Here is a 26,430-nt window from a genome sequence, read left to right on the forward strand (position 1 = left end):
ATCAGTCCTACCTGTCCCATCGGTCATATCCCGTCCCATTAGTCCCATTTCCTAAAAATGAAACACCGCCTACACCGCGCCCTCCTACTTTCGCTCTTTACCCTTCACACTTCACTCTTTCTCCCGGCGAAGCCGGGGGAACAATTTCCGCCACTCACCCCGCAGGAAACATCCGCCATCTTCGCCGCCGCGCCCGAGGACGCCCGCGCCAAACCGCAACGCCCGCGCAAGCTCCTCGTCTTCTACCGCACCGAGGGTTTTGTCCACAAATCGATCCCCAACGCCAACCACGCGCTCAAGCTCATGGGCGAGCTGACCGGCGCCTACACCGTCACCCTCAGCGACGACATGGCGCAATTCGAGCCCGCCGCGCTCGCCGCCTACGACGCCGTCGTCTTCAACAACACCAGCCGGCTCAAGTTCGAAAACCCCGTCCACCGCCGGGCGCTTCTCGACTTCGTGCGCAACGGCAAGGGCATGATCGGCATCCACGCCGGCTCCGACAACTTCCCCACGTGGACGGAAGGACAGGCGCTCATGGGCGGCGTTTTCCACAGTCACCCCTGGGTTGCGAGGGACACCGTCGCCGTGAAAAACGACGACCCCGGACACATCCTCAACACCGCCTTTGAAAAACGCGGCTTCTGGATCACCGAGGAAATCTACCAGCACGTCGGCCCCTACAGCCGCGAAAAACAGCGCGTCCTCCTCAGCCTCGACATGAGCCGCGAGGAAAACAAACGCCCCGCCAACAAAATCGTCCGCGACGACAACGATTTCGGAATCAGTTGGCTCAAAACCGAGGGCAAAGGCCGCGTCTTCTACACCTCGCTCGGCCACAACAAAAATATCTTCGAGGTTCCGCAAATCCTCCAACACCTCCTCGACGGCATCCAATACGCCCTCGGCGACCTCGAAGCCGACGCCGTCCCCAGCGCGAAACTCAAAACCCAACCCAAGCCCGCCCTCGCGCCGGACATCAAAATCCCGCTCCAAACCCTGACAGTGCTCCCTTCGCTCAAATCTCTCGCCGCCTACGAAGTCGGCGACCCGCTCGGCCCCCAGCTCACCTACGAAAAATTTATTCGCACTCAAAACGCCGAACAACGCGCCGCCATTGAAACCGAACTCACCGAGCTCATTGCCGCTCCCCAAACAACCACCGACGCCAAGCGCGTTTTCCTAAACTGGCTCGGCTGGATCGGCACCGAAAAATCCATCCCCACGCTCACCGCCGTCGCGAAAAACCCCGACCTCGCCCACGCCGCCATCAGCGCACTCGCCACGATCAACGCGCCCAATGCAGATGACACCCTTCTCGTTATTGCGCGCGACGGATTCATATCCGAACCCCTGCCGGCTTCTACGCGCATCGAGGCGCTCAATGCGATAGGCCAGCGACGCGATGAAAAACAAAAAGGCCTTTTCACTCAATCGCTCGGAGCATTGGCGAAGGACAAGGATCCCGCCGTTGCTGAGGCGGCGCGCGAGGTTCTCGCCCGCATCGCACCTTCCGCCACACTCGTCGGTCAGGGCGAGCTGCTTCCAATGGACGAGAACAACGCCCTCCTTTATTCCGCCGACTCCTTTGTTCCAAAAGATGTCGCCCGTTTTCTAAAACACGCGGCCGACAATCCGCGCATTAGCGCCGCGGTTGCCTGTCGCATGGTCACATCAGGCGACGTCAAAGTGTTGGAAGCCCTCGAACGCCGCCTGGACGACATTCCGACCGGCATCCAAGTCCGCATGATGAACGCGCTCGCCGCCAACCCCGTGCCGATTGCCGCCTTTCCGCTCATCAACCGACTGCTCGCATCCAAAAACACCGAAGTGCGCATCGCCGCAATCGCCGCTGCCGGATCATGCGCCTACATTTCGAGTATCGAAAAACTCGTCGCCCTTCTTTCATCCGAAGACAAAGACATCGCTGCCGCGGCCTTCACCGCCCTCACACAAATTCCCGACGAAAACGGCCATGTAAACCTCACAATTTACGAGGAATGGAAAGGCATTGCGGAAACAAATCCTTTATCGAAAAAACGGCTCTCGAAACTTCTCCTCATTCTCGCCCAACGACAGGAATATGGCATGTTCAGGTTTGCCCTCGCCGACACCGCATCCGACGACAACGACCTTCGTGCCGCCGCCTTCGAAGCCGTCGCACTTCTCGTGCGCGAGGGCGATTTTCCGCAAATCCTCGAACTCGCAGCCAACATCAAGCGCCCCGCCGACCGACGCGAGTGGACGAAGGCGCTCTACACCAGCGCCGCCATTCATCCCGTGTCCGCCGAAGCGGTCTCGCTCATCGAAAAACAACTCAACGCCGCCAAGCCCGCCGATCGCCCCTCGCTCATTGCCGCGCTCACCATGATCGACGCGCCCGAGGCCAAGTCCGTGCTCCACGCCATGCTCACCTCGCCCGACATCGACGCGCGCAAGGAAACCATTCGCGCCCTTAGCAGCGCGCGCGGCGAAACCGCCTACGAACTCCTCCTCGAGCGCATCACCGCCGCCCCCAGCGAATCCGAGCGCCTCCTCGCCCAGCGCGGCGCAATCGACACCGTCGATCACCTCGCAATCCCCGCCAACGACAAGGTCAAGGCCTACCGCAAACTTTGGAAAACCGCCCAAACGCAGGAAGCCAGGGACGCCATCATCGCCGCCGTCAAAAATCTAGGAAACAGCAGCGCCAAAAGATTCCTGAAGGAAATTTCCCAAGCCGAAAAATAACACCGCAACAAACGCGCGGCCGTTGAATGCGTTTTATTAGAACTCTTTTGGTTCATTCAGTCGCCTTTGAGGTAGGGCGAACCGTCTCGGTGAGCCGAAAATATTGCGACTCACCGAGACGGTTCGCCCCGCCAAAAGGCATCCCCCCGCCGCGCCAAGTTAAATCAACGCATCTCTAAGCACACCTGGGTCAATGGGATTTTCCCACGCCGCCAGCACTCCATTCAGGTTGCCCTATTTTATATTTTGTCCAACGACTCATAAATTGGAGGCGCGGGCCGGAATCGAACCGGCGCATAGAGGTTTTGCAGACCTCGGCCTTACCACTTGGCTACCGCGCCCATCTCAGTCTTATTCAGTGCTTTCCATATACGCTCATTCTATTTCTGCTCATTTCACACCGATAGTTCGCACTTTCGGTGCATGCGCAGGAAAAAAATGAAACGCTGGAAAAGAACCAATGCGGCAACTCTGTGGCAAGCTGCCTCGACTGGCGGGCATTGCGCCCGCGTGAAGGGGAACGGAAAAGAAAAGTGACGCTGCCTCAAGACTAAACTTTCATCTGGTGCGAAATTACATCCCGCGGTTCCGATTACCGAGGCGATTGCCATCACCAAAACACCGCCTGCCGCCGCGTCCTTTGCCCGACACAATTCCCATGCCCGCTCCGCGCGAGCAAACCGCGTTTTCCGCTGTTGACCGAGTCCCCCAAACACCTAGTTTTCACAGTTTCGCACATCAATAAAACTGAACCATTTGACACAAGCTGCAGTCTCACCCATCGGCAAACGATTCGTTCATCCATGATATTTACCCGTTTTCACGCAACCAGTCTCCCTGCCGCCGCGCTCGCGGCGATCCTTTGCACAACTGCAGCATCCCCCAACCTCGGCGCCCAGTCGCCGTCGCTCCTTGATCCCGGTGCCGGCTCGATGTCGCTGGTTCCGGACATGCCCGCTCCCGCGCCCCAGCAGGCTGAACCCGCCGCGCCTCAGGAAATGGATCTTCGCCTTCAAAACGCCATCGTCGCCGTCGTCGAGGAGAAGGCGATCACGATGGACGACATCCGCCGCGAAATCACCCCCCTCCTCCCCCAGATCATACGCGAATCGACGAGCGAGCAGGATTACCTAAACAAAATCCAGGCGCTTCAGGACGACATTGTGCAAAACCACATTGATCGCGCCCTCATCGTAAAGGAATTCTACAAGGAAAAAGACGGCGAGCCCGTGAAAAGCATTCCCGCCAGCTACATCGACAACCAGCTTGAGGAAATCATCATCACGCAATACGACAACGACCGCTCAAAGTTCCTCGCCTACCTGCGCGCCAAGGGCCAGACCATCCGCGAATTCCGCAAGGAAATCGAGGAGGACATGATCAACGGCTACATGCGCCAGCAGCAACGCAAGAGCCAGAGCGTCGTCAGCCCCGTGAAAGTCGAAACCTTCTACCGCGAAAACAAGGACAGGTTTTATCAAGACGACCAAGTCCACCTCCGCCTCATCCAGTTCACGCGCAACAACCAGACCGACGGCGAGCTCATCTCCAAGGCAAACGATGTGGTCAATCGCATGAAAAACGGCGAGAAATTCGAGGACATCGCCAAGGAGGTCAGCCAGGACACTCGCCGCAGCAAGGGCGGCGACTGGGGCTGGCAAAAACGCAGCGATCTCAAGGCCGAGCTCAGCGAGCCGCTCTTCAAGTTGCAAAAAGGCGAGGTCACCGAACCGATTCTCATGCCCGAGGGCGCGTTTCTCATGTATGTCGAGGATCGCAAATACGCCGGCATCCAGCCCATCGACGAGGTCCGCGACCAGATCGAGCGCATCGTCCTCCAGCAAATGGCCCGCGCCAGCCAGGAGCAGTGGCTCGAACGCCTCCGCCGCAACGGCTACATAAAATATTTTTAACAGGCGCCCGCCACTTGAACCCCAGTCTGATCGTAAGGGCGGCATCACAGCCGCCCTTGTTTTTTGCCCCGTGTTTTCCTTGCTGAAAATTTTGCCCCGGCGCCCCCGAAAAAGTCTCAATCGCCCCGACACACACGCGCAATCGCGCCGCCTTTATTTGCCTTTTTCAAACAAATCCGCACATTGCGCTCCATCATGATTAAAAAACTTCTCCACACGCGGATGCGCGTGAACGACATCGAAAAAACAGTTCGCTTTTACGTCGACGTGCTTGGGCTCAAGGTCTCCGCCGACACCGTTTCGCCGCGCGGCGCGCGCCTTGTTTTTATCCGGACACCCAACAGCGACGAGGAGATCGAGCTCTGCCAGTTGCCGAACAGCGAACCCGTCAGCGTGCAACCCGACCTCATGCATCTCGCGTTTCAAGTGGACGACCTCGCCGCCTTCGCTTCCGGGCTTGAAAAGAAGGGCGTCAAGCTAAGCGACGGTCCGACCAAAACCATCGATGGCGACCTGATCGCATTCATCGACGCCCCCGAAGGCTACGAGGTGGAATTGATTCAAAAGACCCGGTAAAACGCGAAACTGCGTTTTGCGCGGACCGCTTTCGCGAGGGCAAGCGCCCGTCTTCTATCTTCGCGCATCACGCCATTGACCGCGCGGGCAACGTTCTTTTTTCTCTCAGGTTTTTCATGCTCACTCTGGCCGACGTTTCCAAATCCTACGGCACGCGCGAACTCTTCAGCGACGTGTCGCTCTTCATTGCGCGCACCGACCGCCTCGGCCTCGTCGGCGCCAATGGCGCCGGCAAAACCACGCTCTTCAACCTCATCCTCGGCGAGGAGTGCGCCGACACCGGCACCATCGAATGGGAGCGCGGCGCCGACTTCGGTTTTCTCCCGCAGGAAAGCGCGCCCGTCGGCGACGAGACCATCCTCGAAATCGCCACCAGCGGCAAACAACTCGAACCGACCGAGGACAACTGGGACATCGACTACACGCTCGAACCGCGCGCCAAGCGCATCCTCGCCGGCCTCGGCTTCCGCGAGGGCGACCACCACAAGCAGGCGAAAACATTTTCCGGCGGCTGGGTCATGCGTGCCCACCTCGCGCGCCTCCTCGTCTCCGAACCCTCGCTCCTCCTCCTCGACGAACCCACCAACCACCTCGACCTCGAGGCGCTGCTCTGGTTTCAGGATTACCTCACGCGCTACCCCGGCGGCCTCGTCGTCATCTCGCACGACCGCGCGTTCCTCAACGCCCTCTGCACCGGCATCCTCGAACTGCGCGCCGGCACGCTCCACTACTACCACGGCAACTACGACAACTACGTCACCGAAAAGGAGGCGCGCAAAGCCCAGCAGGCCGCCCTCTACAAAAACCAGCAGCGCGAAATCGCCCACTTGCAGGAATTCGTGGACCGCTTCGGCGCCAAGGCCACCCTCGCCTCGCGCGCCAAGTCCAAGGAAAAACAAATCGCCCGCCTCAAGGAGGAGGCCATCGAGGAACCGCTCGACGAACTCAAGCGCATCAACTTCCGCTTTCCCCAGCCCGCGCGCTCCGGCCTGAAAGTCGTCGAGCTGAAGGACGTTTACCAAGCCTACGGCGACCATGTCGTGTATCGCGGCGACCTCGAATTCATGGCCGAGCGCGGCCAGCGCATCGTGCTCGTCGGCCCCAACGGCGCGGGCAAATCCACGCTCCTCAAAATCCTCGCCGACGTCATCCCGATCCAGGGCGGCACGCGCGAACTCGGCGCAAACGTCACCGCCGGTTATTTCGCGCAAAACCGCCTCGACACCCTGCGCGCCGACGCGACCGTCTTCGACAACGTCATGGAGCTGCGCACCGCCGAGAACCAGCTCACCGAGCAACAAGTGCGCGCCATCCTCGGCGCGTTCCTCTTCCGCAAGGACGACGTTTTCAAAAAAGTTTCCGTGCTCTCCGGCGGTGAAAAATCGCGACTCGCCCTCGCGCGCCTGCTCGTCAACCCGCCCAACCTCCTCCTCATGGACGAGCCGACGACGCACCTCGACATCCCCTCGATCGACGCGCTCATCGGCGCGCTGAAAAACTACGCGGGCACGCTCATCTTCATCAGTCACGACGTGTATTTCATCAAGCAAATCGCTCAGCACGTCCTCCACATCAACGCCGGCCGCCTCACGCCCTACGCGGGCGATTACGATTATTATTTGGAAAAATCCAAGGCCACCGACGCCCGCGCCGCGCTCACCACGGCCGGCTTCACCAACGCCCGCCCGCCGCAGGAAAAACAATCCGCCGCCGCCACGGGAGCGTCGCAAACGGCTCCCGCCGCCGCACCGGCCAAACCCAGGCTCACCGCCAACCAGCTCCGCAAACTGCGCGAGGAAGTTGGCCAGTTGGAGAAATATGTCTCCGAACTTGAGTCGCAGCAAAACCAGCTCACCGCCGAGCTCGAGGCGCCCGAAACCTACAACACGCCCGGCAAGGCGCAGCAGTTGAACCGCGACCTGTCGAGTGTCGTTGACCGCCTCCAAGCCGCCACCGCCGACTGGGAGGCCGCCGCCACCCGCCTGCTCGAAGCCGAGGGCTGATGAATCAACGATAACCGAGGGAACATGCGGAAAACTCTTTTCGTCATTTTTCCACTTGCCCGTCCCGCCGCGTTGCCAAGCATTTCCGCCCCGTGCTGCCAGAAACCGACTATCGCATAAAACTTCCCGCCTTCGAAGGCCCGCTCGATCTCCTCCTTTTCCTGATCAAGAAAAACGAAATCGACATCTACGACATACCCATCGAGTCGGTCACGCGCCAGTATATCGACGTCATTCACTCGCTCAAGGAGCTCGACCTCGAAATCGCCGGCGACTTTTTCGTGATGGCCGCCACGCTCATGGAAATCAAAAGCCGCATGCTCCTGCCCAAGGGCGAGCATGCCGTCGATCCCAACGCCTCCGACGACGACGCCATCGACCCGCGCTACGAACTCGTCCACCAACTCCTCCAATACAAAAAGTTCAAGGAGGCCGCGCAGGAATTGCAGGGTCTCGCCACCTTCAACCACGACAAGCTCCCGCGCATCGTCAAATCCGACGCACCCGACGAAAGCGACCGTCCCCTCAAAAACGTCGACCGCATCGAACTCTGGAACGCGTTCAACATCATCCTGCGCCGCCTCGCCGAAAAACTCGTTGTCGGCGAAATCAAGGACGAGCAAATCACCGTGGCCGACCAGATGGAACACATCCTCGAGCGCATCCGCACCGAAAAGTCCTTCATATTTTCGAATCTTTTCCCCGGCAAAACCACGCTTCGCACGCTCGTCGCCACCTTCATCGCCGTCCTCGAGCTCACGCGCCTGCACAAGCTGCGCATCAGCCAAAACGAAGCCTACTCCGACATCCTCTGCACGGCGGTCGAGGACGAGCCGGACGCCACATCCACCGGGCAGTCCGCGGAAAACTTCACCTCGGAGTTCGACGCGCCTCCCGGGGATGAGACCGCCTGAGGAATAACCGCGAAGAGGCGCAAAAAAATCATCGGCCGCCTTTATCTTTGCGCCTTTTGTGCTTTTTTGTGGATATCGCCTTATTCAATCCTTGCGCCTTTCAACACCGCGCCCACCTTCTTTTTTCCGTGAGCAAATCGCCATCCAACGACGACAAATCCCCGAAGCGCCGCGGCCGCCCCGCCAAGCGCAAGCCCGCCGCGTCCAAAGCCGAAAAACCCACCGCAAAAAAAGCCAAGATCACCGCGCCCGCGATCAAGAAATCCCCAAGGAAACCCGCCGGCGCATCCGCCCTTCTCGGCATCGGCCTCGACAATGCGGACGGGCACAAGCGCGTCACCACCGGCGAGCAATTCGCCATCGTCGGCGGCTCCGAGCAAACGCACGAGCGCATGACTGAAACCGTCATCAAAACTTTCGAGGAGCTCAAACACCGCGGCAAATACCTCTCCCAAGTCGAGCGCGCCGAACTCGCCGAAATCATCCACAAGGCAACGCCGAGATAAAAATTAAGGGCTGAGATTTAAGATTTAAGAAGCGCGGCCTCCCGCAAACGAAAATCTCCCGGCAGCCGCTTGACGACTCCGTTATCCTTAACACCAGAAACACATATTGATTTTAAAACTTCACTCTTCGCATCCACCGTCGCAGTCTTCACTCCTCAATCCATAAACCTTAATTCTTAATTTCACATCATGTCCGCCAACATTGCCGATCTCACCGCCGACACTTTCAAAACCGCCATCGCCAACGGCCTCGTTCTCATCGATCTCTGGGCTCCTTGGTGCGGTCCCTGCAAGGCCATGGCGCCCATCCTTGACGAACTCGCCACCGACCTTGAGGGCAAGGTGACAATCGCCAAGCTCAACATCGACGACCACGGCGCCGTCGCCGCCGAATACAACGTCCGCGCGATTCCCACTTTCCTTCTCTTCAAGGACGGCAAACTCATCGACACCGTCGTCGGCATGCAATCCAAGGGCAGCTTCATCGCAAAGCTGCAGCCGCACTTCTGAGAAACGCCTTTTGGTAGGGCGAACCGTCACGGTGAGCCGCAGCAACACACCCGGCTCACCGTGACGGTTCGCCCCTATCTCAATGCGATAGAATAAACCAAAAAAGCTCTGGCAACCCCGCCCGCGACGATCCCTCGATCGCTGGTGTTTTGGCGGGATTAACCTTGGTAGGCTTTTTTCAACGCCGCGCCGACATTGTCGGGCACGAAATGGCTCACGTCGCCGTTGTAGCGCGCCACTTGCTTGATCAGGTTTGAACTCGTGAAACTGTAGGCGCCGCGCGGCATCACGAACAGCGTCTCGATGGCCGGCTGCAGGTGCCGGTTCATGAGCGCCATGTTGAACTCGAACTCGAAATCCGAAAGCGCGCGCAACCCGCGGATAATCGCCGTCGCCTTTTGAGACAGGGCAAAATCGACCAGCAGGCCGTCGAAGATTTGCACGTCCACGTTTTTCAAGTTGGCGATGTTGGGGCGGATCATCTCGACGCGCTCCTCGACCGTGAAGAGCGGCCCCTTGCCCTCGTTGCTTGCCACCGCCATCGTCACGCGGTCAAAAAGCCGCGACGCGCGCGCGAGCACGTCGAGGTGCCCGTAGGTGACTGGATCAAAGGTGCCCGGATAGATGCAGTGTTGCATGAATAAAAGGATGAAGTGTGGTGGCTTTTCTGAAAAAGGTTTCTTGCTCGCCGCGTCAATCCTGGCCGTTATCGGAAATCACGAAACTCGCAACTTGTGGGTTGTTTCCAATACAAATTACCTCAACATGACGAGGCTCTTTTATCGAGAAACGCTGTCAGTGCTTTGCGCCACTGTTGATCCCGAATGAAATTAAATCTCCCAAATATCATCACTCTTTCCCGGATTCCGCTGATGTTCGTCATCATTTGGTTGATGTTCTGCTCGTGGCGCGGCTCGGCGACGATTGCCTTCGTGCTTTTTATCATTTCCGCGATCAGCGACTGGTTCGACGGATACCTGGCCCGCAAACAAAACATCGTCACCAATTTCGGCAAATTCATGGATGCCCTCACTGACAAAATCCTCGTCATCGGCATCATGGTGGCGCTCGTCGCCTATTACGGAATCAAGCAGGGCAGCGACCGCAGCCACCTCGTCATCTTTTTTCTCGTGCTGGTGATGCTCACGCTTTGCAGGGAATTTTTGGTGAGCGGCATGCGCATGGTCGCCGCGAGCAAGGGAGTGGTCGTGGCCGCCGAGCGCACCGGAAAAATCAAGACCATCGTCCAGCTCATCGCGGTCGCGTTCATGCTTCTCGAGCCCGCGATTGCGATCGATTGGGCACACAGGATGCCGGTGGATATTTCGATCTACTCCGACATCATTAATTACACCGGCCTCGGGCTCTTTGTCCTGGCAACATTGCTCACGGTCAGTTCCGGCGTGAGCTACATCCTCAAATACCGGAAAGTTTTTGAGGAGGGCGCGCTCAAGGGATGAATTTTCGCCAACCCACCTGGCCCCGTTTTGTGCCCTCGGGCATCGTGCTCGCCATCGCGCGCGTGGGCCCGTTCGGGCGCATGCGCCGCGCGCCCGGCACATGGGGTTCGCTCGCCGGGCTCCTTTTTCAACTGCTGGTGTTTCATTATCTCGCGCTGCCAGTCGTGATTTTAATCTGCCTGCTCCTGATCTGGCTCTCGGTCGCGTTTTGCGGCGAGGCCGAATTCCGACTCGGCGAACGCGACCCCGGCCAGATCGTGCTCGATGAGTTTGTCGCGATTCCGCTCTGCTTTCTCGGCTGGCCGCATGTCGCCGGGTCGCTGCCAAACTGGGCCGCGCCCTGGGGCGTGTATGTGGCGGCGTTCGCGATTTTCCGGCTCTACGACATCACAAAACCCCTCGGCATCTCGCGCCTGCAAAACCTGCCCGGCGGCTGGGGAGTCACGCTCGACGACACCGCCGCCGCCCTCGCCACCTGCGCCACCCTGCACCTCGCGGCCTGGGCGCTGCGCACTTGGGTTGTTTTCTAAAAATCAGGCGGACCGGTCCGAGTCGCCGCCTTTTCTTTTTTCCTGAAAAAACCGCTGCAACAACTCGCGGCACTCATCCTCGAGCACGCCGCCCGCGGTGATTTCGAGATGGTGGTTCACGCGTTGCAAATCGTTCAGGTTCGTGGCGCCGCCCAGGCATCCCATCTTCGGGTCGGGCACCGCGTAGCAAACCCGTTTTACGCGCGACATCAATGTCGCCCCCGAGCACATCGGGCACGGTTCCTTCGTCACATAAAGCGTCGCGTTTTCCAGGCGCCAGTCGCCCGCGCGCGACGCGGCTTGCGTGATCGCAAGCATCTCCGCGTGCGCCGTCGGATCGTTCGTGCACTCCACGCGATTGTGCGCGCTCGCGATCACCTCGCCGCCCAGCTCGATCACGCACCCGATCGGCACCTCGTCCTCGCGCCACGCATCGATGCCCTGGTTGAACGCCAGGCTCATGTAAAACGTGTCATCGCGGACCAGTTGCGAGGGAAACCGTTTGTCGAACGGACAGGGGGGCGCGGCATTTTTTTGCATGTTGTGCGATGAAACGGAATCCATTGATAAAGCGGAAAACCTTGACTTACGCGGAGCGCGCCCCTCTTTCAAGAGGCTTTTCGTTCAACAGCGCGCGCGCTGTTTTTTCGCAAACACCAACAACCAACACAAACCGCAACCACACACCTGCAAAGGGGCGTCACGCCCCGTAACCTATGGCTGACAGCAACGTAATCGAAGTAGAGGGCAAAATCGTCGCCGTGCTCCCCGGCACCATGTTCAAAGTGCAACTGGCAAACGGGCACATCGTGCTCGCGCACATCTCCGGCAAGCTCCGCAAGAACTTCATCAAGATCGCGGCAGGCGACTCGGTGAAAATGGAGATGAGCCCCTACGATCTCGAAAAAGCGCGCATCACTTACCGCATGAAGGACGAGTCGGCTTCCGGCTGGCGTCCGCCGCCGCGCCGCCGCTACTAACAAAAAGTGGCGCGGGCCGCCAAAATCGCGCCTCCAGTTTTTCCCGCGATGGACATTAATATCCGCCGCGCCACCGAAGCGGACGCGTCGCTCGTCGCAGCGACAGGATTAACCGTGTGGATCGACACCTACGCCCGCGACGCGGTCACCCGCGACATGGCCGGGCATGTGCTGGCCGAGTTCACCGAACCGCGAATCCGCCGGCATATCGCCGCCCCGTTCACCACAATTTGGATCGCCGAAACCGCCGGGGGCGTCATTGGGTTTGCGGACGTTACCCTCCCCGCCGCCACGCCCTCGCTGCCCGACGCCGCGCAAGCCGAAATCACACGCATCTACGTGCTCGAGCGCTTCACGCGCCAGGGTGTCGGCTCCAGGCTCCTCCGGCACGCCACCGCGCGCGCCTTCGCCGACGGGGCGACCGTCGTCTGGCTTTCCGCCTGGGCGGGCAACCAGCGCGCAATCGACTTCTACAAAAAACACAACTGGCTCCATGTCGGCAAAACCAGTTTCATGCTCGGCGCCGACGCCCACCCCAACCACATTTTCGCGATTCGCAAATCGTAGGGACGCCGCGAATGCGCAATCCGGGCCGGCTTGCCGGACTCGCCCCGACTCAGCACCCCGCCCCACCCCAGCTAATACACCGCATAATTTCAGTTATTATTTGCGGGAAAACTTGAACTGCGCGCAAACAACTCTTCATTTTTACGCACTCACGAGTTTATCGTGAAAACGGTCACGCAACCGTGAAAAACTGACTGATTTGCCGCGCAACGCGTCGTTTTTTCGCCGTCTCCTGACTGTCACTTGAATCAGTTCATTACAATTTTCATAATCATCCGCAGCATCGCACGCACGCACACGCCAAGCGCTTTTTAATCACATCATGTCATCAAAAATCCCAACACTCACCGCCGCTGAAGCGGCGGCCCTGATCAATCACGGCAGCACCATTGGTGTTAGCGGTTTCACTCCCGCGGGCGCCGCCAAAGTCGTGCCCACCGCTCTCGCGGCGCGCGCGCGCGCCGAGCACGAGGCCGGACGCCCCTTCAAGGTCGCCGTCGTTTCCGGCGCCTCCACCGGCGACTCGCTCGACGGCGAACTCGCCCGCGCCGACGCCCTCTCCTGGCGCACGCCCTACCAGACCAACAAGTCGCTCCGCGCGGCCATCAATGCCGGCCAGGTTCAGTTCTTCGACATGCACCTCTCGCACGTCGCCCAGCAAATCCGCCGCGGCTTTCTCGGCAAAATCAATTGGGCCATTGTCGAGGCCTGCGACATCACCGACGACGGCGAAATCACGCTGACCACCTCCGTCGGAAACTCCCCCACCATTCTCAATCAGGCCGAGCGCGTCATCATCGAGCTCAACCGCTACCACTCGCCCAAGCTCCGCGGTTTCCACGACATCTACGAGCCGCTCGACCCGCCCTTCCGCAAAGTCATTCCCATCGAAAAACCCACCGACCGCATCGGCGTTGAAACCGTCAAGATCGACCCGAAAAAAATCGTCGGCATCGTTGAAAGCAACGCGCCCGACGAAGTCGGCGGCTTCGATCCCGCGGACGAACTCACCACCAAAATCGGCGCCAACGTCGCCGACTTCATCGCCAACGAAATCGCCGTCGGCCGCATCCCGCGCGAATTCCTTCCGCTTCAATCCGGCGTGGGCAACATCGCCAACGCCGTCCTCGGCGCGCTGGGCGCCAATCCCGACATCCCGAACTTCCAGATGTATTCGGAAGTCATTCAGGATTCCGTCATCGGCCTCATCCGCTCGGGCAAGTGCACCTTCGCCACCGGCACCTCGCTCACCATCGCGCCCGACCTTCTCAAGAACACCATCTACGCCGACATGGAGTTCTTCCGCCCGCGCCTCCTCCTCCGTCCGCAGGAAATCACCAACAACCCCGAGATGGTCCGCCGCCTCGGCATCATCACGATGAACACCGCCATTGAGGCCGACATCTTCGGCAACATCAACTCGACGCACATCATGGGCAACAACCTCATGAACGGCATCGGCGGCTCGGGCGACTTCACGCGCAACGCCTACATCTCGATCTTCACCTGCCCGTCCGCGGCCAAGGGTGGCAAGATCAGCGCAATCGTGCCCTTCGCCAGCCACCTCGACCACACCGAGCACGACGTGCAAGTCATCATCACCGAGCAAGGTATCGCCGACCTGCGCGGCAAATCGCCCGCCGAGCGCTCGCTCGAGATCATCAACAAGTGCGCGCACCCCGACTACCGCGACGCGCTCATGCGCTACCGCGAAATGACGAAGAGCGGCCAGACGAAGACCTCGCTCGCGAACGCCTTCGCGTTCCACCAGCAGTTCCTCGCCACCGGCGACATGCACGGCGTGCAAATGCACTGATAACAGCGCGCAACAATATCAACCAAAAGCCAGCCTGATTAAGGCTGGCTTTTTTGATGCCAATTCGAGTCCATCGCCTTGATAACAAGCGTGCGCCCCGAGTGCGCCGAGACTCGCGGATGCCGAGATGAGCCCTCCGCCCATGCGCGCCAGCCCCCGTCAGACACAGACAGTCCCCGGTGGTGAGCGGAGCATAACCGCGCTTCCGCCCGCTTGCGCTGCCTCACTTTACCACTAGATCGAGAGGCAGGCGCGCGTAGATGCCCTTGGGGTCGTTGAACTCATTGAGGATATGCGCCTCGTCCTGAATGCGCGACACCAGCTCGTTGACCGCGCCCTTGTTTCCCACGCGCAGCCGCGCATCGGATTGATCCGGCGAGGAGCGTCCGCCAAGCATTTCGTTCAACACCTCGGACAGTTCCTTTTTGCGAGGAAACTCCTGCACGCGGTAGCTTGGGGCGAGACCCGCCTTTTCCACCGCATAAAGAATCGCGTCGTCCAGGCCGCCGATTTCATCGACCAGCCCGAGTTTCAACGCCTCCGTGCCCGACCACACGCGGCCTTGCGCAATTTCGTGCACGCGATCCTTCGGAATGTTGCGCGATTCGGCGACCTTGCCGACAAACTCCTCGTAAATCCAATCAACCATGCGCTGGTAAAGCGCCATTTCATCGGGCGTCTTCGGGCGCGCGATTGTCCTCGTGTCGGCATATTTGCCCGTCTTCACGCTGTCGAATGTCACGCCCACATTGTTCGCCAGTTTTTGCATGTCTAGCTGCATGCCGAACACGCCGATGGAGCCTGTGATCGTGCCCGGCTCCGCAAAAATCCGGTCGCCATAAGTCGCGATCCAGTAACCTCCCGACGCCGCATACGCGCCCATCGAAACGATCACCGGTTTCTCTTTCCGCGCCAGGCGGATTTCCCGCTGGATGTGCTCCGACGCCGTCGCGGAGCCGCCCGGGCTGTTCACACGCAACACGATCGCCTTCACCTTGTCGTCCTGGCGCAGGCGGCGGATTTGCCGCGCAAAACGCTCGCCGCCGACATCATTCACGCTGCCCCTGCCGTCAACAATCGCACCCTCGGCATACACAATCGCGACCGCGCCCTTCCCGCCTCCGCGCTTGCCCGCGGTTTCTGTTTTCGGGGGAATCGCCGGCCCCGTCGTCCGGGGGAGGGTGAATATGTAATCTTGCAGGCCGATCTGCTTGAACGGCTCCGCCGAGCCCGCGCGGCCCGTGCGTGTTTTCAAGTCGTCGATCACCTCGTCGCGATATGCGAGGCGCGTCACGAGTTTGCGTTGCAACGCGACCTCGGGCTGGATGAAACCCTCGCGATCCACGAGCACCTGCAAATCCTGCGCGCGCAAACCGCGCCCGGCGGCGATGTCGTTGCGCAAATCGCCCCACAAATCGTCGAGCAGCTTTTGCATTTGCTCGCGGCTCTCGGGGCTCATGTCGGTGCGCGTGAAAGGTTCGATGGCGGACTTGTATTTTCCGACGCGTGTCACCTGCACGCCCACGCCGAATTTCTCAAACGCGCCCGCATAATACATCGGCTGGCTCGCCAGCCCCGGCATCAAAACCACCCCGTAGGGATCGAGCACAAGCTCGTCGGCCAGCGACGCCACATACATCTCGCGCACCGTCGCCTGCTCTAGATACGCGATCACCGGTTTTTTGGCGGCGCGCACTTGTTCGAGCGCCTCGCGCACCTCGCGCAACGCCGCGTAACCCGTGCCGTAACCGTTCGGCTCGAAGCCGCCGCACAAAAACACGCCCGCGATCCGGCTGTCCTCGGCGGCGGCCTTGAGCGCCTTCGTGACTTGGCGCAGTTGCAACCGGTCGGGTTCGTTTCGACCTCCCGCCAACGCCCCCATCAACGCGCTCGAATCCATCTGCGCCGGCGCGTCGGTGATGTTCACCGACATGTCGAAAACCAGATACGCGCCCTTCTCCACCGTCACCTGCTTGCTGTCGCCGCCTCCGCCGATCATGGAGCCTATCACTGCGAAAAACATGATTCCGCATATCACCGCCCCAATCGAAAAAATGGCCAGCGCGGTCAATGTGCCCAACAGCGATGTGTAGAAATTTTTCATAATAATAAGCTTTCTAGATTAACTCATTTGCCGGACTCGACCAGAGAAAAGGCGACGGCGACGGAGAGCCGCCATTACAACAACCAAAATCCCAGCAATCCCAGGACGATCAACAGCGCGATCACGGCCAGGGCCTTTTTCTCAAGCGATGTCAGTTTGAAAAGCATCTCTGCCCGCAAATGCAAACAACATGACAGCGATCCCGCCACGATAATTTTGAGGCAAAGGGAAAAACTTTCCGCCCGAAAAAGCGTCGCGTCATGCCGAAAAATCAAGATGGATCCCCGGCGATTACGGAGCGGCAGTTAAGACAGCTTTAGCATGCGCGATCGCACTTCCGCCAAATCATGAAGCGGTCGCTTTCTGGCGGCAAAACTCGCTTATCATCACAATCAACCCCGTCAGCTCCTTGAGCAAATCCGGTGAAACGCCGGCCTCGTCCAGCATGGCGTCGAATTGAGCCAGCTCGTTTGCGTAATCCGCATACGACACCTCCCAAAGCCTCCGACCTTTTGCCGAAAGGCGCGCCACATGCATGCGCGCATCCTCGGGGGAGCGCTTGGTCACCAGCAACCCGTCGCGCTTCATGCGCTGCAGCAGCCCGGTGACGTTCGACGGATCAACAACGAGCTCTTCCGCAAGCACGCCGGCGCTGAGGCCGTCGGGCTGGTCGGAAAGCAAATTGAGCACATTGAACTGCGCCGGAGAAAGCCCGTGCCTGCGAAAAACGCGCGCCGCCGCCTTCCGAAGATCCCCCGCCGTGCCAAGTATGTGAGTGGTGATGTGCATGAGGGCGCATCAATCGTCATATTATTTTACATGTCAAGCAATTTATTTGATGAATCAACTAATTTTAGAATGGAATTGTTTTTCAGCGGAGATTTCAAAAATTTTGCCCCCTGTCGCGCATGTGACACAGATCGGTAATTGACGGATGTCGGCCTTCGACCTCGAAAGCAAGTCCCTGAATGTTACTGAGTCGTGCGCTGCTTAGAAAGCGAAGACATAGACCACATCGAATGGAAACCGGATGGCATGCGACGAGACACGTCACACCATGTCTTGACGTCCACAAAAAATTACAGAACATCAGACGTAACCCATTAACGGGTGCTTAACTCCAAATAACACAATGAAACCCACCACCACCAGCAAAACGATTTGTGCATTATTCACGAGCCTGCTCGTCGCAAGCACGTCTGTCCTCGCCCAAGTTGCCCCGCCAACGCCCGCACAAGCAGCCGGCCCAGCTTATTTCTCTGATGGCGATTCGTTTGCCCTCCCAAAGACATCCGGCCCTAATTTCTATTTGGAAGGGGGGCTCGCATATATGAATGCCAAGATTGGTCTTGATCAAGACAACTCTGATTTGTGGGGCGCCCACGTTGCGTTTGGGTGGCGCATCGACAAACATAGTAAAATCCAAGTTGAAATGCAGGCGTTGTTTTCAAGCGACGATTATTACGCATCTTATGGTGGATATAGTGGAAAAATAACCCAAGAGGTTGTCGCCGTGCCCACGCTCTTTTCCTATAGCTATTGCCTTCCTCTGGATAAAAACGGGCAGTGGGAACTGCACTTCACCCCCACGGTTGGGTTTTATACAGCCAACATGAAACTAAAAGGAAGCATATATGGGTATGGCTCGGCCAGTGACGATGATACTGACACAAGCTTTGTGTTTGGCGGTGGTGTTGGCTTTACCTACCATATCAACAAGAATTTATATCTTGATTTGAGCTACCGTTATATGCGTGCGGGTTCGACCGACTATCAATTGTTTGGCACAAGCTTCGATCAAGATGCCTTTAATGCAAATGGTGCCACGTTCAGCATTGGTTGGAAATTCTGATTCGGCAACCACCACTTTGTAAACAAAACTCCGGCGCTTTGGGTCGGAGTTTTTCTGAGTATCATTACTCCGGTTGCGATCATGACCCTACGCGCCACAATTCCGAGCGCGACTTAAAGAAGAAACACACGCACAAGAGCTGCACGTTAATACAAAAACTATAAACACCTGCGTCCTTATAATTTGACGCACACAGGCAATAAAAAATCAGCAGACATCACCTTGTTACGAAGCGATTACACCAAAAACACCATGAACCCCACTGATATGACAAAAACGATTTGTGCATTATTCACGGGCCTGCTCATCGCAAGCGCGTCCGCCCTCGCCCAAACAACCCCACCCACACCCGCCCAAGCTGCCGGGCCAAGTCATTCATCCAAACCCGATTCATCGTATGCCATGCCCAAGGCAACCGGTCCCAATTTTTATTTCGAAGTTGGCGGCACCTACATGAAAGCCAAAACAGAGGGCCAGAAACAGGATTTCTACGGCGGCACCATCGCCATCGGCGGACGCCTTGACAGAATCAGCAAGGTTCAACTCGAAATCGGCCGCCTATCCGGCGATGACAAACACTCCGAGCCGGGTTACAGCGAAAAAAATGATTTTACTGTGACAACAGCGCTGCTCTCAGCCAGTGCCTGCATCCCCCTTGGGAAGAAAGAACAATGCGAACTGCGCCTCACACCCCTGGCTGGCCTTTACTCAATGAAATGGAAGGTAAACAGCAGCTATTACGGCTCCGGCAACGACACCGACACAGCATTTTCATGGGGCGGCGGAGCGGGAATAACCTACCACATCAACACGCGCTTTTACGTGGATGCCGGATACCGGTATATCCGTGTTGGATCGACCGAATATAAAATGCTCGGGGTAAAACTCAAACTCGACAGCATGGACACCCATTCCGCAACCGTCTCAGTTGGATGTAAATTCTAACTCTTTCATAACGAACCCAAAACATAAACTCCGGTCTCCCAAACCGGAGTTTTTTTGTCGAAACATCATTTCTTCATTTGCCACCGCGCAAACCCTCGCACACCGTTCCCCCATCTCTTTTTAACCAAACCAACACACACATAAAACACCCGCCTCACATGTCCAAAGCATCGCCCGCCAAAACCGCCGCCGCAACTCCCGCAACCGCTGACGCCATCGACGCCGCCACACGCAAAAACCTCGACCTCGCAGTCTCCTCCATCACCAAACAATTCGGCGAAGGCTCAATCATGCGCCTCGGTGACGCGCGCAAAATGAAAGTCGAAACCCTCTCGACCGGCTCCATCGCCATCGACCTCGCCCTCGGCGTCGGCGGCCTGCCCCGCGGCCGCATCATCGAAATCTACGGCCCCGAATCCTCCGGCAAAACCACCTTCTGCTTAAGCGCCATCGCCGAGGCCCAGAAACGCGGCGGCCTCGCCGCCTTCATCGACGTCGAGCACGCCCTCGACCCGAAATACGCCAAGGTTGTCGGCGTAAACCTCGACGACCTCCTCGTATCCCAACCCGACTCCGGCGAGGACGCGCTCAACATCATGGAGACGCTCATCCGCTCCAACGCCATCGACATCATCATCCTCGACTCCGTCGCCGCGCTCACCACCCGCGCCGAACTCGACGGCCAGATGGGCGACGCCACCGTCGGCGCGCAAGCCCGCCTCATGAGCCAGGCCATGCGCCGCCTCACCGCCGTTGTCAGCAAAACCAACTGCGTGTGCATCTTCACAAACCAGATTCGCGAAAAAATCGGCGTCATGTTCGGCAACCCCGAAACGACCTCGGGCGGCCGCGCGCTGAAGTTCTTCTCGTCCATCCGCATCGACATCCGCCGCAAGGACCAGATCAAGACCCCCGACGGCAAAGTCGTCGGCAACCGCACCAAGATCAAAGTTGTCAAAAACAAAGTCGCGCCGCCCTTCACCGAATGCGAGTTCGACATCATGTATAACGAGGGCATTTCGCACACCGCCTCGATTCTCGATCTCGGCATCGAGCACAAAATCGTGGAGAAAAAAGGCGCGTGGATATCCTATCAGGGCGAGCTCATCGGCCAGGGCCGCGACGCCGCCAAGGCCACGCTCCGCGAACGTCCCGACCTCGCCGAAAAAATCATCACCGCCGTCATGGAAAAAGTGACCGTCAAGGGCGGCACCACGCTCGGCGAAGGCAATGCCGACAACGACAAGGAATAAGGCCCGAAACCAATCACCAAACGCGCCGTCCTCCAACAGCGCGTTTTTTTTCGCATGACGCGAACCGCGAGGCTCGCTTTCATGTCAGTGTCAAACATGCAGCCGACTATCCGCATACTCATCATCGCCAGCCTCGCGCTCCTGGCGCCCGTCATCGCGCAAGCCCGGGAATCCGGAGCCACAGCGAAAAAATCGCGCTCAAAAAAATCATCCAGCGTCAAAGTCGGAACCGCCACCGTCGTTTCAGACGACTCGGGGCCGAAGCTCATTTCCACAACCGGAGGCGGCGGGGCGGACAATAAATGGCCCAGCTTTGAAGCCCTGCAAAAAGCCGCCGAAAATCAAAACCCCGACGCGCTCTACGAACTCGGCCAGATGTATCTCGACGGCACCCCGGAAACGCCGAAAAACGTCACGCGCGCAATGCTCTATCTCGACGACGCCGCGCAACTCGGGCACACCGCCGCCAACTTCCGCCTCGGCAAGATTTACGCCGACGGCACGGAAACGCCGCGGGATTACGCCAAGGCCCTCAAATACTACAAAACCGCGGCCCTCGCCGGGGACGCCACCGCGCAACACAACATCGGCGCAATGCTCTCCAGCGGCCGCGGCGTGAAACGCGACTACACCGAGGGCCTGGCGTGGCTCATCATCGCCGCGAAAAAAAATACCGAGGCAGTGCAAAGCGAAAAAAAGCTCCGCGAATTTCTGGCCAAGTATCCCAAGACCATCGCCGCCGGCGAAACCCGCGCGGAGGAGCTCACAAGGGAACTCGCCGCCGCCAAAACCGCCCGCGAGCCAACCGCCGCCCCCGCCCCATCCAAGCCCGCCCCCATGAAAATCGACATCGCGCCCATTACGCCAACCGTTGATCCCATGCCAATCACCCCAATGCCCGCGCCCTTCACAAACACCAATTAGGACAGTTTTTAAACAAAACGGTATTCAATATCCGTGTGGGGCGCGCTCGCCGAGCGCGCCGGGAATGCGAGGCGCACACACGACCGTTTCGAGCGTTAGCGACAGTCTGCCAAACGCCCTACCAAAAACAGGAATGCTCAAAAAAATGCCCAACCAGAATACCCGCAGGGATTGCATTCTGGTTGGGATACTTGGCGATTATCAGGCTTTGTTTTTCGGCGGTGTCGCTGTTGTCGGCGCGACGGGGGCGGAGGCTGCTTGTTGCGGCGCTGTTTTTCCAGCTTCCGTGCCGAGGAATCCCGGCAGGACGACACCGGCGGCCTTGGCCACTTCATGAAGCGGGAGCACGTTTTTGTAAAGGTCCTGGACAAAACCGCCAGCGCTCGCGCCGTCCTTGCCGCCGCCCATGACGACAACTTTGTCGAACTTGAGCTTTTGGATCGCGTCGGATTGCACGCGGGCGACTTCGACGACTTGCTGCGCGAGGATGAGGTTGATCGCGGCGGTGGCGTCGCGACCGCCTTGGGTGAATTTCGCAAGGCCGTCGGCTTGCGCGTCGAGGAGTGCCTGGCGGCCTTTCGCCTCGGCCTCGAGAATGGCTTGTTTGCCTTTCGCCTCGGCGGTGAGTTTTAGCTCAATCGCGGCGGCATCGGCTTCAGCGCGAGTTTTCACGGATGCGGCGTCACCCTCGGCCGCTATGCGCACGGCGGCGGCCTGGCCCTCGGCGGTCACTTTGGCGCGGATGGCGGTGGCCTCGGCGTCGACGCGAACTTTTTCCTTGGCGGCGTTGGCTTGGGCGACTTGGTCGGCCACGGCGCTGGCTTCGTCGCGCATGGCGCGGGCGTCCTCGGTGGCTTTTTGCGCCTCATAGGCGGCTTGCTCGGCTTTCGCCTTGGCGGTTTTTTGCGCAACCTCGGCGCGACGGTCGGCCTCGGCTTTCTTCTCGGCGAGTTCGGCTTGCGAGGCGACGATGTCCTGCTCGGCCTTGTTGCGTCCGATCGCGGCTGAGGCCTCGGCTTCGGCAACACGGATGGCTTGCAGTTTTTCGGCCTCGGCCTTGCCGATGGCGCCGCGCTGGTTTTCCTGCGCGACTTTGATTTGCGCATCGTTGATCGCCTTGGCGGCGGCTTCCTTGCCGAGCGCGTCGATGTAGCCGGATTCGTCCGTGATGTCGGTGATGTTACAGTTGATGAGGTGGAGGCCGATTTTGCGGAGTTCCACTTCGACGCCCTTGGTGATGAGCGAGATGAGTTTTTCGCGGTCGGCGTTGATTTCCTCAATGGTCATCGAGGCGATCACAACGCGCATCTGGCCGGTGATGATTTCGCGGGCGAGCTCGGCGATTTCAGGCGGTGCCTTGCCGAGGAGGCGCGTGGCGGCGTTGCCCATGACAGCGGGGTCGTTCGAGATGGCGACGGCGAAGTTTGCGGGGGCGTTGACGCGGATGTTCTGGCTGGAAAGGGCGCTGCGCAGCGGAATCTCGATCGTGATCGGTGTGAGGTTCAGGTAGGCGTAGCTTTGGAAAATCGGCATGACAAAGGTCGAGCCGCCGTTGTAGCAGCGCGCCGCGCCGGCGCCGACCTTGCCGTAAACGACGAGGATGCGGTCGGGTGGGCACATGCGGTAACGGCGCGCCACGCCGATGCCGATCATGACGATGAAGATTACGAAAACTGCGAGTAGCGGAACGGTGATGTCGCTCATAAGTATTTAAGTTTGGGTTTGAAGTTTATGGTTTGGAATTTGCGGGCGTTTCGAAAATTCAGATCGGCTCGACGAGCGCCGTGTGCGAATCAATGAGCGCGGTGACTTTAACCTTGGCGTCCGAGGGAATCGGCGCGGCGCCTTTTTGCAGTGCTCCGAGCGTGATCGTGCGTCCGTCGAGCGGCACGATGATCTGTCCGCCGCTCTGGCTTTCGGGAGGGATTGTCACGTAAACGGTGGCGATTTTTCCGATGGCGTCCTCTTTTTTGAGCGTGCCGTCAACCTTGAGACGCTGGGTCGCGCGCAGTATCCAAACGATGCCGAGCATCACCGCGCCACCTGCCGCAAGCGCGATCACGCTCGCCACCAAAACGCTCAGTCCGCTGCTCAGCGAGGCGCCGCCCGCCCAGCCGAATGCGAACAAGAAGCCGATGATCGGCTTCACCGAAAAAAGGCTGCCGCCGCCGTCGGCCACGTCGGCGTCGAGCTCGGCGTCGTCGCCGATGCCAAACATCGAGACGACCGCCATGACGATGACGAGGAACGCGGCAAAAATCGCGATACCGTAGAAAATCTGTTTGGCGAGCGACAGCGCGCCCCACCAATCAGTGAGGAAGCTGGCGAGTATTGTCGGGTATGCCATGGCGTGAAGGAGGATGTTTTGGGTTGCTGGCCGCGCGCAACACAAACGCTGTGCGGGCTTCGCAGATGTGAAGTCCTCCCCGATGTGTCTGCAAGCCAGATATGCGCGCCTTGGAAAAATCCCCCGGTTTTCCATGAATGTTATTAATTGGCCGCCTGATTCGTAAAACTTCCGCTCGTGATTGCTCAAAAATAAGCAAAAACCCTTGACCGGTTTGCGATTCAAGGCGTCATCTTTTCGCTTTTAACGGCCTGTGAAGATCAACGACCAGACAATACGGGATCATCCGCTGGACGTCACTCAAAGTGACGGCGGGCAAGGCTGCGAAAACACAGGCGCCGCGCGCGCGATGTCCTGTCCTGCGCATGGAGCCGGACGTCGATGAGCGGGCGACATCCAGCCATAATGCGCCTCCATCCCCAATCCCGGAATGTCCGGGAAAATCCCCCCGCCACCGTCGCAAACGAACGCATCCGCGCGCCGCGCACGGGCGCGACCCATTTCCCAACACCAGTTTCAACCCGCCTTCATCATGTCCGATAAACTCACGCACGAGTGCGGCATCGCGCTCATCCGACTCAAAAAACCGCTCTCGTATTACCAAAACAAATACGGCACGCCGCTCTGGGGCTTCACAAAACTGTTTCTCCTCATGGAAAAGCAGCACAACCGCGGCCAGGACGGCGCGGGCGTCGCCGCCGTGAAGCTCGACATGCCCCCGGGCGAGCAATACATGTTCCGCGACCGCTGCGTGGAGGCCAACCCCCTCGACCGCGTCTTCAAGCGCATTTGGAGCGACTACAACCAGAAGGTCGCCGAAGGCACCATCCACCCCGAGTTCGCCGACACCGTCAAAAAGAACTTCGACTTCGGCGCCGAGCTCTACATGGGCCACCTGCGCTACGGCACCAGCGGCGGCTACAGCCTCAGCTCCTGCCACCCCTTCTACCGCCGCAGCCCATGGCAAACCCGCAACCTCGCCCTCTGCGGAAACTTCAACATGACCAACACCGCGGAGCTGAACCAAAGCCTCATCACCATGGGCCAGCATCCGATCTTCGCCACCGACACCCAGGCCATCCTTGAGCGCATCGGCTTCTTCCTCGACGAGGAACACGAGGACATCTACCGCTACCTGCGCACCCGCGGCCTCTCCGGCGAGGAAATGTCCCGCCGAATCAGCGAGGATCTCGACCTCACCCGCGTCATCACCAAGGCCGCCCAGCAATGGGACGGCGCCTACTCCCTCTGCGGACTCATCGGCAACGGCGACGCCTTTGTCACGCGCGACCCATCCGGCATCCGCCCCTGCTTCTGGTATCAGGACGACGAAGTCGTCGCCTTCGCCTCCGAACGCGCCCCGCTCATGACCGTGTTCGACGCCGCCATCGAGCAAGTCCAGGAAGTCACCCCCGGCCACGTCATCGTCATCAAGCGCCGCGGCACCATCACCGACACGCAAGTCACCACGCCCCTCCCCCGCGCCGCGTGCTCCTTCGAGCGCATCTATTTCTCGCGCGGCAACGACCAGGACATCTACTCCGAGCGCAAGGCCCTCGGCGGCCAGCTCGCCGACCAAGTCCTCGACGCCACCAACCACGAATGGGGCAACACCATCATCAGCTTCATCCCCAACACCTCCGAAATCGCCTACTTCGGCCTCCTCCACTCCCTGCGCGAGCGCCGCCGCGACGAAGTCAAAAAAATCCTCCTCGAGGCGCAGAATGAAAACCGCCTCACCGAAAACCTCCTCGACGAAGTGATCCTGCGCAACTGGCCGCGCGGCGAAAAAATCGTCAGCAAGGACATCAAGCTGCGCACCTTCATCGGGCAGGAATCCACCCGCAACCAGCTCGCCAGCCACGTTTACGACATCACCTACGGCACCATCCGCCCCGGCATCGACAACCTCGTGTGCGTTGACGACTCCATCGTGCGCGGCACCACGCTCCGCAAATCGATCCTGCGCATGCTCGCCCGCCTCCAGCCCAAGCGCATCGTGATCGCCTCCACCGCGCCGCAAATCCGCTACCCCGACTGCTACGGCATCGACATGTCCGAGCTCGGCAAACTCATCGCCTTCGAAGCCGCCATCTCGCTCATCAAGGAACGCGGCCAGACTCCGCTCCTGCAGGAAGTCTACCAACTCTGCCGCGACGAAGTCGCCCGCAACGGCACGGTCAATCACGTCGCAAAAATCTACGACGGCTTCACGCCGGAGGAAATCTCCGCGCGCATCGCCGAACTCGTCCGCCCCCGCAAACTCGACTGGAAGGGCGAGCTCAGCGTGATCTTCCAGACGATCGAAAACCTGCACAAGGCGGTTCCCAACCACACCGGCGACTGGTATTTCTCGGGCAACTACCCCACCCCCGGCGGCTACCGCATCGTCAACCAAGCCTACGTGAACTACTACGAAAAATCCGAGGGCAGAAGCTATTAAAAAGTGGAAAGTAAAAAGTAGGAATTAGAAAGTGGCCTCGACAAACCAGAAGGCAAC

Annotated in this window: 23 protein-coding genes and 1 tRNA gene; 17 read left to right on the plus strand and 7 right to left on the minus strand. The window is 59.1% G+C overall.

All coding sequences use genetic code 11. The features are described 5' to 3' along the window. The first annotated feature begins 57 nt into the window (after positions 1 to 57). A complete protein-coding gene (locus tag CKA38_RS00190) occupies positions 58 to 2,730 on the plus strand; it encodes a ThuA domain-containing protein (protein ID WP_108823695.1) in 2,673 nt (890 codons plus the stop codon). A gap of 266 nt (positions 2,731 to 2,996) precedes the next feature. Here CKA38_RS00190 and CKA38_RS00195 read toward each other — a convergent pair. Then, a tRNA-Cys gene (locus tag CKA38_RS00195) sits at positions 2,997 to 3,071 on the minus strand. 462 nt (positions 3,072 to 3,533) lie between these two features. Here CKA38_RS00195 and CKA38_RS00200 point away from each other — a divergent pair. The 6 genes from CKA38_RS00200 to trxA all read left to right on the plus strand — a co-directional run bounded on the left by CKA38_RS00200 (position 3,534) and on the right by trxA (position 9,152). After that, positions 3,534 to 4,643: a peptidylprolyl isomerase gene (locus CKA38_RS00200; RefSeq protein ID WP_108823696.1), complete on the plus strand. Its 1,110-nt coding sequence runs from the start codon at positions 3,534 to 3,536 to the stop codon at positions 4,641 to 4,643. A gap of 195 nt (positions 4,644 to 4,838) precedes the next feature. Continuing rightward, positions 4,839 to 5,219 carry a VOC family protein gene (locus CKA38_RS00205; RefSeq protein WP_108826320.1) on the plus strand — a complete coding sequence of 127 codons (381 nt, stop codon included), beginning with the start codon at positions 4,839 to 4,841 and terminating at the stop codon, positions 5,217 to 5,219. Positions 5,220 to 5,335: 116 nt separating this feature from the next. Beyond that, positions 5,336 to 7,222: an ABC-F family ATP-binding cassette domain-containing protein gene (locus tag CKA38_RS00210; protein ID WP_108823697.1), complete on the plus strand. Its 1,887-nt coding sequence runs from the start codon at positions 5,336 to 5,338 to the stop codon at positions 7,220 to 7,222. Between the two features lie 92 nt (positions 7,223 to 7,314). Then, positions 7,315 to 8,136: a segregation and condensation protein A gene (locus CKA38_RS00215; protein ID WP_108823698.1), complete on the plus strand. Its 822-nt coding sequence runs from the start codon at positions 7,315 to 7,317 to the stop codon at positions 8,134 to 8,136. A gap of 128 nt (positions 8,137 to 8,264) precedes the next feature. Continuing rightward, positions 8,265 to 8,642, plus strand: coding sequence for a hypothetical protein (locus CKA38_RS00220; RefSeq protein ID WP_236919073.1), 378 nt, complete (start codon positions 8,265 to 8,267; stop codon positions 8,640 to 8,642). Between the two features lie 189 nt (positions 8,643 to 8,831). Further along, positions 8,832 to 9,152: a thioredoxin gene (gene trxA / locus CKA38_RS00225; protein ID WP_108823699.1), complete on the plus strand. Its 321-nt coding sequence runs from the start codon at positions 8,832 to 8,834 to the stop codon at positions 9,150 to 9,152. Positions 9,153 to 9,310: 158 nt separating this feature from the next. Here trxA and coaD read toward each other — a convergent pair whose 3' ends face one another. After that, positions 9,311 to 9,790 (minus strand): pantetheine-phosphate adenylyltransferase, encoded by a 480-nt coding sequence (gene coaD, locus CKA38_RS00230; RefSeq protein WP_108823700.1) that lies wholly within the window; start codon positions 9,788 to 9,790, stop codon positions 9,311 to 9,313. Between the two features lie 186 nt (positions 9,791 to 9,976). Between coaD and pgsA the strand changes: the two genes are divergently transcribed. Both pgsA and CKA38_RS00240 read left to right on the plus strand, forming a co-directional pair. Continuing rightward, a complete protein-coding gene (gene pgsA, locus CKA38_RS00235) occupies positions 9,977 to 10,612 on the plus strand; it encodes a CDP-diacylglycerol--glycerol-3-phosphate 3-phosphatidyltransferase (protein ID WP_108823701.1) in 636 nt (211 codons plus the stop codon). After that, entirely contained in the window at positions 10,609 to 11,142 is a 534-nt protein-coding gene (locus CKA38_RS00240) for a phosphatidylglycerophosphatase A family protein (protein ID WP_108823702.1), read from the plus strand. The genes pgsA and CKA38_RS00240 overlap by 4 nt, the downstream gene beginning before the upstream one ends. A gap of 3 nt (positions 11,143 to 11,145) precedes the next feature. Here the strand turns inward: CKA38_RS00240 and CKA38_RS00245 are convergent, their stop codons facing one another. Continuing rightward, positions 11,146 to 11,682, minus strand: a complete 537-nt coding sequence (locus CKA38_RS00245; RefSeq protein WP_108823703.1) for a nucleoside deaminase — start codon at positions 11,680 to 11,682, stop codon at positions 11,146 to 11,148. Positions 11,683 to 11,858: 176 nt separating this feature from the next. On the opposite strand from CKA38_RS00245, the gene infA reads away from it, so the two are divergent. The 3 genes from infA (at position 11,859) to CKA38_RS00265 (ending at position 14,505) form a co-directional block, all read left to right on the plus strand. Then, positions 11,859 to 12,122: a translation initiation factor IF-1 gene (infA, locus tag CKA38_RS00255; protein WP_108823705.1), complete on the plus strand. Its 264-nt coding sequence runs from the start codon at positions 11,859 to 11,861 to the stop codon at positions 12,120 to 12,122. A 48-nt stretch (positions 12,123 to 12,170) separates the two neighbouring features. Beyond that, entirely contained in the window at positions 12,171 to 12,689 is a 519-nt protein-coding gene (locus CKA38_RS00260; RefSeq protein ID WP_108823706.1) for a GNAT family N-acetyltransferase, read from the plus strand. 322 nt (positions 12,690 to 13,011) lie between these two features. Continuing rightward, complete coding sequence (locus CKA38_RS00265; RefSeq protein WP_108823707.1) at positions 13,012 to 14,505, plus strand: butyryl-CoA:acetate CoA transferase; 1,494 nt, start codon at positions 13,012 to 13,014, stop codon at positions 14,503 to 14,505. A 223-nt stretch (positions 14,506 to 14,728) separates the two neighbouring features. Here CKA38_RS00265 and sppA read toward each other — a convergent pair whose 3' ends face one another. Both sppA and CKA38_RS00275 read right to left on the minus strand, forming a co-directional pair. Further along, a complete protein-coding gene (gene sppA, locus CKA38_RS00270; protein WP_108823708.1) occupies positions 14,729 to 16,609 on the minus strand; it encodes a signal peptide peptidase SppA in 1,881 nt (626 codons plus the stop codon). Between the two features lie 345 nt (positions 16,610 to 16,954). Then, complete coding sequence (locus CKA38_RS00275; RefSeq protein ID WP_108823709.1) at positions 16,955 to 17,398, minus strand: MarR family winged helix-turn-helix transcriptional regulator; 444 nt, start codon at positions 17,396 to 17,398, stop codon at positions 16,955 to 16,957. Between the two features lie 343 nt (positions 17,399 to 17,741). Between CKA38_RS00275 and CKA38_RS00280 the strand changes: the two genes are divergently transcribed. The 4 genes from CKA38_RS00280 (at position 17,742) to CKA38_RS00295 (ending at position 21,583) form a co-directional block, all read left to right on the plus strand. Further along, complete coding sequence (locus tag CKA38_RS00280; RefSeq protein ID WP_108823710.1) at positions 17,742 to 18,461, plus strand: outer membrane beta-barrel protein; 720 nt, start codon at positions 17,742 to 17,744, stop codon at positions 18,459 to 18,461. A 252-nt stretch (positions 18,462 to 18,713) separates the two neighbouring features. After that, positions 18,714 to 19,406, plus strand: a complete 693-nt coding sequence (locus CKA38_RS00285; protein ID WP_108823711.1) for an outer membrane beta-barrel protein — start codon at positions 18,714 to 18,716, stop codon at positions 19,404 to 19,406. Positions 19,407 to 19,564: 158 nt separating this feature from the next. Continuing rightward, on the plus strand, positions 19,565 to 20,659 hold the full coding sequence (recA, locus tag CKA38_RS00290) for a recombinase RecA (RefSeq protein ID WP_108826322.1): 1,095 nt from the start codon (positions 19,565 to 19,567) through the stop codon (positions 20,657 to 20,659). A gap of 96 nt (positions 20,660 to 20,755) precedes the next feature. Beyond that, positions 20,756 to 21,583 carry a tetratricopeptide repeat protein gene (locus tag CKA38_RS00295; RefSeq protein ID WP_161554641.1) on the plus strand — a complete coding sequence of 276 codons (828 nt, stop codon included), beginning with the start codon at positions 20,756 to 20,758 and terminating at the stop codon, positions 21,581 to 21,583. 201 nt (positions 21,584 to 21,784) lie between these two features. Here the strand turns inward: CKA38_RS00295 and CKA38_RS00300 are convergent, their stop codons facing one another. Then, positions 21,785 to 23,287, minus strand: coding sequence for a flotillin family protein (locus CKA38_RS00300; RefSeq protein WP_108823713.1), 1,503 nt, complete (start codon positions 23,285 to 23,287; stop codon positions 21,785 to 21,787). A gap of 58 nt (positions 23,288 to 23,345) precedes the next feature. Beyond that, a complete protein-coding gene (locus tag CKA38_RS00305; protein WP_108823714.1) occupies positions 23,346 to 23,930 on the minus strand; it encodes a hypothetical protein in 585 nt (194 codons plus the stop codon). 532 nt (positions 23,931 to 24,462) lie between these two features. Here CKA38_RS00305 and CKA38_RS00310 point away from each other — a divergent pair. Continuing rightward, complete coding sequence (locus CKA38_RS00310; protein ID WP_108826323.1) at positions 24,463 to 26,373, plus strand: amidophosphoribosyltransferase; 1,911 nt, start codon at positions 24,463 to 24,465, stop codon at positions 26,371 to 26,373. Positions 26,374 to 26,430: the final 57 nt, after the last annotated feature.

The organism is Ereboglobus luteus (assembly GCF_003096195.1).
Classification (GTDB): domain Bacteria; phylum Verrucomicrobiota; class Verrucomicrobiia; order Opitutales; family Opitutaceae; genus Ereboglobus; species Ereboglobus luteus.